The 10,327-nt window shown below is 28.9% G+C and carries 10 protein-coding genes and 2 pseudogenes; 5 read left to right on the top strand and 7 right to left on the bottom strand.

The genetic code is table 11. The features are described 5' to 3' along the window. Window positions 1–165 precede the first annotated feature (165 nt). Both KQI94_RS13990 and KQI94_RS13985 read left to right on the top strand, forming a co-directional pair. Window positions 166–1,230, top strand: coding sequence for a YibE/F family protein (locus tag KQI94_RS13990; RefSeq protein ID WP_002363074.1), 1,065 nt, complete (start codon window positions 166–168; stop codon window positions 1,228–1,230). Beyond that, window positions 1,217–1,981 carry a YibE/F family protein gene (locus KQI94_RS13985; RefSeq protein WP_002358536.1) on the top strand — a complete coding sequence of 255 codons (765 nt, stop codon included), beginning with the start codon at window positions 1,217–1,219 and terminating at the stop codon, window positions 1,979–1,981. The genes KQI94_RS13990 and KQI94_RS13985 overlap by 14 nt, the downstream gene beginning before the upstream one ends. Before the next feature lie 632 nt (window positions 1,982–2,613). On the opposite strand, the gene KQI94_RS13980 is transcribed toward KQI94_RS13985, so the two are convergent. Genes KQI94_RS13980 through KQI94_RS13970 form a run of 3 tightly spaced genes read right to left on the bottom strand, consistent with a single transcriptional unit; the run spans window position 2,614 to window position 5,309 of the window. Beyond that, window positions 2,614–3,096 (bottom strand): PTS glucose transporter subunit IIA, encoded by a 483-nt coding sequence (locus KQI94_RS13980; protein WP_002358535.1) that lies wholly within the window; start codon window positions 3,094–3,096, stop codon window positions 2,614–2,616. Between the two features lie 10 nt (window positions 3,097–3,106). Further along, window positions 3,107–4,609: a PTS transporter subunit EIIC gene (locus tag KQI94_RS13975; RefSeq protein WP_002363073.1), complete on the bottom strand. Its 1,503-nt coding sequence runs from the start codon at window positions 4,607–4,609 to the stop codon at window positions 3,107–3,109. Further along, on the bottom strand, window positions 4,602–5,309 hold the full coding sequence (locus KQI94_RS13970) for an N-acetylmannosamine-6-phosphate 2-epimerase (RefSeq protein WP_002363072.1): 708 nt from the start codon (window positions 5,307–5,309) through the stop codon (window positions 4,602–4,604). Before KQI94_RS13970 ends, KQI94_RS13975 begins: the two co-directional genes overlap by 8 nt. A gap of 155 nt (window positions 5,310–5,464) precedes the next feature. Here KQI94_RS13970 and KQI94_RS13965 point away from each other — a divergent pair, with 155 nt between their 5' ends. Continuing rightward, the gene (locus tag KQI94_RS13965) at window positions 5,465–6,283 is read left to right on the top strand and encodes a MurR/RpiR family transcriptional regulator (protein WP_002363071.1); all 819 of its coding nucleotides are present in this window, start codon (window positions 5,465–5,467) and stop codon (window positions 6,281–6,283) included. A gap of 88 nt (window positions 6,284–6,371) precedes the next feature. Here KQI94_RS13965 and KQI94_RS16600 read toward each other — a convergent pair. After that, window positions 6,372–6,808, bottom strand: a pseudogene (locus KQI94_RS16600) (recombinase family protein); the annotation flags it as partial. Between the two features lie 183 nt (window positions 6,809–6,991). Here KQI94_RS16600 and KQI94_RS13950 point away from each other — a divergent pair. Further along, window positions 6,992–7,483: a recombinase family protein gene (locus KQI94_RS13950; RefSeq protein WP_033072569.1), complete on the top strand. Its 492-nt coding sequence runs from the start codon at window positions 6,992–6,994 to the stop codon at window positions 7,481–7,483. A 45-nt stretch (window positions 7,484–7,528) separates the two neighbouring features. Here KQI94_RS13950 and KQI94_RS13945 read toward each other — a convergent pair whose 3' ends face one another. Beyond that, window positions 7,529–8,266 (bottom strand): hypothetical protein, encoded by a 738-nt coding sequence (locus tag KQI94_RS13945; protein WP_002384835.1) that lies wholly within the window; start codon window positions 8,264–8,266, stop codon window positions 7,529–7,531. Between KQI94_RS13945 and KQI94_RS13940 the strand changes: the two are divergent. Next, window positions 8,254–8,355 (top strand): annotated as a pseudogene (locus tag KQI94_RS13940) (IS30 family transposase); the annotation flags it as partial. The gene KQI94_RS13945 and the pseudogene KQI94_RS13940 sit on opposite strands and share 13 nt — an antisense overlap. Before the next feature lie 135 nt (window positions 8,356–8,490). Here the strand turns inward: KQI94_RS13940 and KQI94_RS13935 are convergent. Together KQI94_RS13935 and KQI94_RS13930 are read right to left on the bottom strand one after the other, a co-directional pair. Beyond that, window positions 8,491–8,907 carry a hypothetical protein gene (locus tag KQI94_RS13935; protein ID WP_002358522.1) on the bottom strand — a complete coding sequence of 139 codons (417 nt, stop codon included), beginning with the start codon at window positions 8,905–8,907 and terminating at the stop codon, window positions 8,491–8,493. A 129-nt stretch (window positions 8,908–9,036) separates the two neighbouring features. Continuing rightward, complete coding sequence (locus tag KQI94_RS13930; RefSeq protein ID WP_002392382.1) at window positions 9,037–10,245, bottom strand: YSIRK-targeted surface antigen transcriptional regulator; 1,209 nt, start codon at window positions 10,243–10,245, stop codon at window positions 9,037–9,039. Window positions 10,246–10,327: the final 82 nt, after the last annotated feature.

The raw sequence follows: 10,327 nt of genomic DNA, 5'->3' as shown, positions 1-10,327 counted from the left end.
TTGTCGTTAAAAACATTGTACCGTAAAAGGACTGTTATATGGCCTTTTTACTTTTACACAATTATACGGACTTTATCTACCATATATTTTTTATAAATTTATGGTATCCTTTAAACTGATTTTGATAAAACCAAAGATATACTTTTTAATTAATCATACAGAGAAATGAGGGACTATATGAAAAAATTTAAATTTACATTATTTAGCTTGTTGGTAATTATTTTTAGTGGTCTATTAATTCAAAGATTTAGCGGTTACTTTTATACTACACCTGTTGGTATTGTAAAATCAGTAAAAATAATTGACAGCGAACAATTACTAACAGTTAAACTAGTAAATAATACAAAAAAAACTGTTGTTGTAAAAGTAAAATTTAATGGAAATGAAAGTACCAATCCAGTATTTAATAAAAATAATCAAATATTATTAGATAATTCCACTAAAAAGTGGGAATTTATTTCTCTAAAAAGAGATGGCTATACTTTTATTTTAGTAGTTAGTTTTATTTCATTAGTCTTAGGTATCGCTGGAAAAAAAGGATTTTTTTCTTTAGTTGGTATTTTATTCAATATAATCTTTCTTTTTTTCTTGCTTTGGATAAATCAGCGAAACAGATCCATAAACTTACTATTGCTAATATCAATCTATACAATAATTGCTATTATTATATCAACTGGTACTCTCTACGGACTAAAAAAAATTGATTTAAGGAAGGTTTTAGCAACAATATTTAGTGTTTTTCTATCTTATTTTATTACCACAATTACTATGAAATTATTAAACGATCAAGGACTGCGCTATGAAGAAATACAATTTTTAACTAGACCTTATCGAACTGTTTTTCTTGCCAGCTTAATGTTAGGAGGAATTGGAGCAGCACTAGACAATGTTGTTGTTATAATTTCAAGTTTAGATGAACTTGTAAGACATACTCCTGAGATAAATACAAAAGAATTAATAGAATCAGGAAAGAATATCGCTTCAGATACCACTACTTCGATGATTAATGTTTTGTTATTTGCCTATCTTAGTAGTGCAACGCCTTTTTTTATTTTCTATTTAGCTAATGGATGGGATTTTGTTGAGACATTCAAAATGCATCTTTCATTGGAAATAATGAGAGTTTTATGTGGAGGACTTGCCATCTTGTTCACTATCCCAAGTTCATTTCTATTTTTTCTTTTATTTAAAAAATTAAAAAAGAAGGGGAAAACAGATGAATGTAATTAGTTTATTAGTCATTATTTTTATCTTTATTTCAATTATCATATTTAAAAATAATTCTTTCTACTTTATTTCAGGATTATTTTTGAATATAGTCATTTTTATTGGCTATCTAATAGCTATATCGCTTCATATTTCTGTATATTTGGTAACCTTTGTATCTTTTTTACTAATGACGATAGTAATTCTTTATTGGATAAATGGACGTAATGCTAAAACAAAATTGGCTTTTATCTGTGTTATATTTTTTTTAGTTACTTTTACTATTGTGTCACTACCATTAATCACTGCTCTTAAGACACAAGGATTTTCTTCTGAAGAATTAATTGAATTAGCTAATTTTGATTTAAATGTTGATATCCCTTTTTCTGAACTAAACGTCTCAATTATTTTAATTAGTTTTTCTGGTGCCGTTATTGACGGAAGTATGGCTATTTGTAGTTCTACTTACGAAATATATACGAAGAACCCAGATTTAACTTTTAAAGAACTATTTAATTCTAGTTTTAACGTAGTAATTGAGGTATTAAATTCGACTATATACACTCTCTTATTTGCTTTTATAGCATCTAATTTTGCATTAGTAATTTACTTACAGGATTTAAACTATTCATTTTTAGAATTAATTAATTCTAAAATTTTTGTAGGGGAACTATTAGTAAGTATTTTAACTGGTTGTGCAGGAATTTTAATTTTACCTTTGTCCTGTTTACTAGGTAGCTGGATATTAAAAAAAAGATTCCACACTTTGTATTGAAACCTAAAAGCTAGGCCGAATACCTTTTATAGAAATATATTTGGTATTTTTATACAATTAACCGTTCACTTATATTGAACAAAATTGCAGCCAAGTTTCGTTTTGATTTATTGGTTATTGAAATAATTAAATCCATTTGTTATGTAAGTCTTGATTAGTGTGAAAAAACACCCTCTAATCCAGTCCGCTCTTTTCCAAATACTTAAATAAAAGAATCCACAACTAATTTATCTGTTATTCTATGTAATATACTCAACAAAATTCACAGTAACTTAACTATGACTTTTCAGTAAAAATCAATTGTGCATACTGATACAGTAAGTTTAAACTTTTATTGTAATAGTATAATTCTTAATTTATATTTTTTACTTCTATTCCTAATTGATTTATTCAAAATTATCACAAAATCGTAAAAGTTAAAATTGCATATTCTAACACAAGAAAATCAAAAACAGATTTTCTTGTGTTAATATTTTTGAATATACTAAAGTTCCGATAAGTAGAAAACACCCTACTGATTTATATAATAGTAGGGTGTTTTGTTAATATAATTTACTTAAATTCTATAACTCACAGTCTATAATCACCTTTTATTCATTTAAATTTAATCCGATAACATACTTAACTCTACGTCAAAGTATAATTTTACCACATGAATCACCATATATAGTTGTATAACTATTTAAGATGACTTCATTAACTTGTTCAGGTTTAGTAAAAACAACTATGACAGATGGATCTTTTCCTGCTTGTTTAATTTGATCAAAATCAACTTCGGCTAATAATGTTTCGGTAGTAACCTTCTCTCCTGCATTAACAAAAATTGAAAAAGGTTTACCCTCCAATTCAACTGTATCTATACCAATATGAATTAAATATTCAATATCTGCATCGCTTTTTATACTAATTGCATGCTTTGTTGGAAAAACAGCTTCAATTCGTCCAGTCAAAGGAGCATATATTTTGTTACCTTCGGGAACAACTGCAAATCCTTCTCCAAGTACTTTTTTTGAAAATATTGGATCATTTACTTCTGAAATAGGAATAATCCTCCCTGAACAAGGAGCAGTAATGGAAATTCCTTCTTGTTTTTTATTTTTAAATAGATTAAACATAAGATATCTCCTAATTCTCAATTTCTAAAATTTGATTAATTTCTTGACTAAGTAAATCAGCTTTACCGCCAAAAACTGCCTGAATACCACCATTCACTTCAAAAACAGCAGTAGCACCTAGTTGTTTAATAGTTTCTTTGTCAACCATTCGGCCATCTACAACAGCTACACGTAAACGAGTAGCACAAGCTTCAACGGATTCAATATTGGTTTTACTACCAAGAGCTTTAATGATTATTTGAGCTTCATCATTTAATGATGTTTTTTTATTTAATTTATTTTCAGTAGTCGTTGGCAACTCTTCTCCCATTCCAGGAATAGCTACTTTAAATTTCTTAATGAAGAAAGTAAATACGCAGAAATAAACAATTGCCCAAGCAATTCCGAAAGGAATTAATTTCAGCCAATTTGTCTTATCGTTTCCTTGGAGTACACCAAATAATAAGAAATCAATTAATCCACCAGAAAATGAATTTCCTACTCGGATATTTAAAATATCTGCAAAATAAAAAGATAGACCATCTAAGAATGCATGAATTATATATAACCATGGTGCTACAAATAAAAACATATATTCAACTGGTTCAGTAATCCCTGTTAAAAATGAAGTCAAGCCACCACTAAAATAAAGTCCACCATTCTTTTTACGATTTTGTTTAGGTATAGCACGATACATAGCATAACAAGCGGCTGGTAAACCAAACATCATTGTCGCGAATCTACCTGCAAAGAAACGAGTACCATAAGTAAATAGTCCTGTATGGTTTGGATCAGCTAGTTGCGCAAAGAAAATATTTTGTGCACCAGAAACAGTAACTCCAGCTACACTTTCTGTACCTCCTAAAGACGTATACCAAAAAAGTGGATAAATAGTATGATGTAATCCTACTGCGCCAGTCAAACGAAGTAAAAATCCATACAAAAAAGTACCTAGACTTCCCATTTGTGCAATATGTTCTCCAACTACTGCTAATCCATTTTGAATTGGTGGCCAAATTAAATAAAAGAAAGAACCGATAATAATTGCCGCTAAACTAGAAATGATTGGAATAAAACGCGATCCGCCGAAAAAACCCAAAAATTGCGGTAGTTCAATTTTCCGATATCGATTGTGTAGAAATGCAACAGTTCCGCCAATTACAATAGATCCAACAACACCAGTATCAAGAGTTGCATCTTTAGCAGAAAATAACGCAAGAAATCCGCTGATCGTTGCTGTATACACTAAGTAAGATACTCCACCGGCTAGACCTGCTGTTCCTTTATCCCCATTTGCTAACCCTACAGCAATACCTATAGCAAAAATCAATGCTAAATTAGTAAAGACAGCATTTCCTGCATAACTCATAATACTTAATACTGTATGGATCCATGGCTGTTCTAAAATTGGATACGCATTCATTGCACTTTCATTTGTTAAAGCACCACCAAGACCTAAAAGTAAACCTGCTACTGGTAAGATTGCAATCGGTAACATAAATGCGCGACCTAATTGTGAAAACTTCTTAAACATCTTTTTCCTCCTTATTCAATGCATCGACAAATCTTTTAGTAATTTCTTGTGGTCGTGTAATTGCACCACCAACGACAATTCCTGCAACACCCAGCTTTTTAATTTGTCTTGCTTGTTCAGGTGTATGAATTTTCCCTTCAGCAATAACACAAATATTTTCTTGTACTAATTGTTTAATTAATTTCATATCTGGGCCATTTTGTTTTTTGCTCTCCTTTGTATAGCCACTTAAGGTTGTACCAACAAAATCCACACCAGCTTGATAAGCATTCTTTCCTTCCTCAAAAGTAGAAATATCAGCCATTAATAGTTGTTGAGGATACTTTTTCTTTACTTTTTCTATAAAAGTATTAATAGATAATCCGTCATGACGTTTACGTAAAGTACAGTCCAAAGCAATTACCTCCACACCAATTGCAACTAATTCATCTACTTCTCTCATAGTTGCTGTAATAAATGGCTCTTCAGGAGGATAATCTCTTTTTATTATGCCAATAATCGGTAAAGAAACTTTCTCTTTGATTTCCTTAATATCTCGAACGGAATTTGCACGTATGCCAACAGCTCCAGCATTTTTAGCCGCTAATGCAAAATATGACATTAAACCTCCTTCCTCTGTATAAAATGGTTCACCAGGTAGCGCCTGACACGAAACAATTAAACCACCTGAGATTGCTTCTAAGAATTTTGCTTTGTCCAAACTCCACAAACCTCCATTTTTATATTTTTTAGGATTTTTACTCCAAAAAAAGTTTAGCATCCGCTTACATTGTTGTCAAGAAAAATGGAGAATTTTGGAGTTTTTTAATTTTTATAGTGTATAATAAACAAAAATTACATTCTAGAGGAGATTTTATGAATTACATTTATTTAATTAATGAACATTATCCCTTATTAACAAAATCGGAACGAAAAGTTGCTGATTTTATTCTTAACTCTGGAGAATCTATTATTTACAGTACTATGAATGATATTAAAACAAAAGCGAATGTTGGCGATGCAACAATCATTCGCTTTTGTCAAAAACTTGGATTTTCTGGTTTTTCTGATCTAAAAATTGAAATTGCTAAAGAAGATTTTAGCAAAAAAAAAGAAAAACCATCTAGTGGTAAATACCACGATGAAGTTGCTAAAAGTTTGATTGAAGTACTTCAGTCTACTTCTTGTTTAATTAATGAAGAAAAATTAACAAAAGCAATCCAACTTATTAATCAAGCAAGCAGCCTATATATTTTTGGTGTAGGATCTAGTGGAAATACTAGTCTTGATTTGGAAAGTATGTTTTTGAGGGTAGGAATACAAGCTAAAGCTGTATTAGATCCTCATTATCAAGCTCAAGTTGCTTCTTTGTTAACAGATAGAGATTTAGTTATTATCTTTTCTTTATCTGGAAAAACAAAAGATACTTATGACTCATTAAAAATTGCAAAAAATAATGGAGCAAAAATACTTGCTATAACGAATTATATTCATTCACCGATAGGAAAATCTGCAGATTTAGTTTTACAAACAGCAATCGAAGAATTTTTAAATGGTGGTTCTTTAGCTGGAAAAATTTCACAACTTTATATTTGTGATTTGTTAGTACATGAATATGAACAAAATAACAAGATTAATTCATTGGATTTAAGAGAAAAAGTCTTACGTTCAATTATTGATAAAAGAATTGAATGATTATTCAAAATTAGTTATTAAGAAAACACCAAAATACATACTACACATTGTTCACGTAGTACGTATTTTGGATTCTAGTTCACAGCCATTGGTAAACACCGTTCATTTTTGCAATTTTAATTCCTTGTTCTTGTCGTCGCTTAGATTCTGTTCTTTCTTGTTCCGCAATCATTGCCAAAATCTGGACTATCAAATCTTTAATAAAACGATCAAATAATGGATTACCAACCGCTTCAGCCATAATAGGAAGGCTTGTAATTATGAGTCGAACATTTTTATTTTTCAATAAATTAACCGTCTAAATAATTTCATCGTAATTTCTGCCTAATCGGTCAATGGCTTCTACCATAAAAATATCGGATTCTCTCACAAAATAGATAGCTTCTGTAAAAATTAGTCGTTGTTCAATACTTGCGCCAGATTTTTTCTCTACAAATATTTTTTTCGCTCCTAATTTTTTTAAATCTTGAATTTGCCGTTCCAAGTTTTGCCAATGGATGAAACTCTTGCATATGCAACTTTCAAAATTCTGCCTCTTTCCAAGAGTTTTATCATACACCCTGATCACGCATTTAAAAAACAAGAAAATCAAATAGTTGCGATTGTCTAATTAAGGACCCCTAAATAGACACCAACAGAACATTGAAAAATATGGTTTTTGAATGTATGATTAGGGTGTATTTTAAAAATTATAGAAAGTAGGTAAAAATTTGGAAAATTGCATATATTCGAGTTTCATCAATCGATCAAAATGAACAACGTCAAATTGAGGAAATGAACAAGTTTGGTGCTGAAAAAATTTTCATCGAGAAACAATCCGGAGCGACTATTACTCATCGACCGATTTTTCAGGAAGCTCTAGATTTTGTTAGAGACCAAGATATTTTTATTGTAGAGGCCATCGATCGACTTGGACGTAATTATGACGAGATTATCGATTCAGTAAATTATCTAAAGAAGAAAAATGTGCGGCTAATTATTACCAGTTTACCAATCATGGCTGAAGCAATCGGAAATCCACTCCTAGATAAATTTATCAAAGACCTAATCATTCAGATTTTGGCCATGATTGCCGAGCAAGAACGTACGGAATCTAAAAGACGCCAAGCACAAGGGATAAAGATTGCGAAAGATTACAATATTACGAGACTAACTATATATAGAATCAAAAAAGAAATTCATGAATTAGAGATTAATTGATGTAACAAAAATTAATACTTTTATTTATTGTAAGCTTTTCAAAATCTATTCGAATAATAACTTATTCAGTTTAGGAAAGTTTTCCAAACTATTACCAAAATTTGTTTCAATATCCTTTTTATATTTACGCTGAAAATCAAATATTGTTTCGCTATGACTCTCTATTATATCCTCAAAAAATTTGAAAATAAGCTCGTAATCTGAGATAGAGAGAGTATATTCATCGCTGAGAATTTTTAAATTAGTATAAATTGCTCCCAAATAATTTATTCTTAGATCAATTCCATTTGTTTCTTTATAATAAGCAACGAACTCATCAACAAATGAATTAAGGTTGTTATTCCAATGGTATTGGGTATTTTCATTAATTCTCGCGAGCATTTCGCATATTTGTTCTTCAGTAAGTTTTTCTACAAGCCATGAATAAATAAGAAAATCCTTATCAGCTTGTTTAAAATTTATCGCATTAGTCATCTGGTCAAGCAGAAATTCTATTAATTGTTCTTTTTTTCCATAGTAATAAAAAGTATCATATAGTTTATCTAAATCATTAGCTTCAATAGAAGATAATCTAAAGCTGTGCATTTCATCTTCTAATAAATTAAGTACATCTCGTAAATGAACATTACAATCGTCTATTACAGTAGTACATCTCATATCAAACAATATTTTTTTAGCATTATCAGCTACTCCAGGAAGGTCATCAAGCATATGTGCAAAATTATTTTTTAGGTTTATCTTTGTAGACTCCTTTACCCAGTTTTTGACTAAATGAAAATACAAATAGATTATTAAGAGAGTACCTACCAAAAGGGAAAGATATAATCTTAATTCCAGATAATTATATTCAATCCTTTATGCATAGACTAGACCACAAAAGTGCTTAAAATGAAAAACATCGTATGAAGTTTTTACAGGATAAAGTGTTGTACTTAATTGATAATTCGAAATTAAAAAAAGCAACAAACGTTCTGCCATTTATCTCCATAGTTATTATTTAAAAACATTTAAATAATAACTCTTTCTGGAAAAATACCGAATCTTAGTTGTTTTTGTTTACATACCTTATTTCTTAGTAATGAAGCAAAAAAATTTCCCTCTTTATCTGCATTTCCAATTTTATAATAATAATCTACTAAATACTCAGTTTCTATCTGTGAAATAACATTATTTGTATCTGCAGATTCTAAATTTATCTCCTCTAAATAAAATTGTATTTCAGAAAGAATAGCTTCTATTTCTAATAATTGTTCTATATTCTTTTTGAAATTTTTTGAATTAATAGACTGTTGTAATTTCTTCCCTTTTTCTGCATACTTGTTATACATAATCATTAAATTATATGCACATTCTGATAAATTATTTTTTTCATAATTACCATTTTTTAATAAATCTTCTGGATTGATTTCCCAATAAAATTTCATATTATCTCTATCCTTTCTATAACTATTAATGATATGAACTTTTAAGTGTAAAATAAAACACCTAAACAATTAATTTCATTTCCAAAAGTTAGATAATTATTTAAAAAATGTTTCGTACTAAAACATTTTTTAGTCTAAATTTAATGTAAATTTAGAATCAACTGACATCTGATATTTTTTAGGAGTCGTCCCTGTTATCTTTTTAAAAACTTTAGTGAAGTGAGACGTATCTGAAAAACCTAATAATAGTGAAATATCATTAATAGGATAATTAGATTTTAACATTACTTTAGCTTCTGAAATTTTTCTTCTTAAAATATAATTATGTATACTAATGTTCATTTCTTTTTTAAAAGCTGTGCGTAACCTAGCTTCACTCATTGAAAAATATTGAGCAATCTGTCTTACTGTAATCTTTGTATACATATTTAGACCAATGTACTGAACAATTGATGATATCTGAGGAGAAAGATTCCTTACTTTAGCTTTTCCTATTTCAGAGGTATAAAATACTATAGCAGTATCTCTAACTTTTAATACTTCTTTTAAATTTATACATAGTTCATTTTTCCTTATAAAACTATCTCGACTCTGATATGCATTTATTAAGTCCATTCCCATATTTATAGCTGCTTGTGCTAACTTCTCAAATACAACTATTGAATAATTCTTTTCAGAACGTACGTTATCCCCACTAACCACAGGAACAACACCATTACTTAGTTTAAATATCATATTACTTAATTCTTGTACATTACCATTTACAACATATTCTAAAATTTTATTTTCATATAAAAATAAATAAATTTCTGGATCATAATTTTGAGATAATAACATATCTATCCGTTCTATTTGGATATCTTCTGAAAATTTTTTCTCATAATCATGTAACGGCTTATGAAATAAGTCTTCAATCTTTCCCGTAAAAAAATAATTTATAAGGATAAGAATATCTCTAATATCCCCTAATGAAAATAATGGTAATTTATTTAATAATTTATATAAGGATTCTTTATCAGAATGCTTTATACTTTTATATTGAACCATAGAATAGAATTTATCTTTTTCTATGGTATTACATCTGAATGGACCAAACAAAAACAGTTTTTTATTGTATGTGTACAATAAAAACAACTCATTATAATTACCAGTTATATAATCAAATTTAAGCTTGTCTTTCACTACTTTTTTAAAAAAAGTTGGGAAATCATAAAATAATGATATAGTCCTATCAGATCTATATTCTTCTACAAGAGTGTAATCTTCATTAAATACTAATATAGGTATCCCTAAGCATACATGTAATGACTTTAATAAAACTTCTTTATCCGTATTCAAAAAAAGATAAAGTCCGTATAATTGTGTAAAAGTAAAAAGGCCATATAACAGTCCTTTTACGGTACAATGTTTTTAACGACAA

Origin of the sequence: Enterococcus sp. S183_ASV_20, from assembly GCF_018919685.1 — a bacterium.
GTDB lineage: Bacteria > Bacillota > Bacilli > Lactobacillales > Enterococcaceae > Enterococcus > Enterococcus faecalis.
This window is presented reverse-complemented; position numbering and strand designations above follow the sequence as displayed.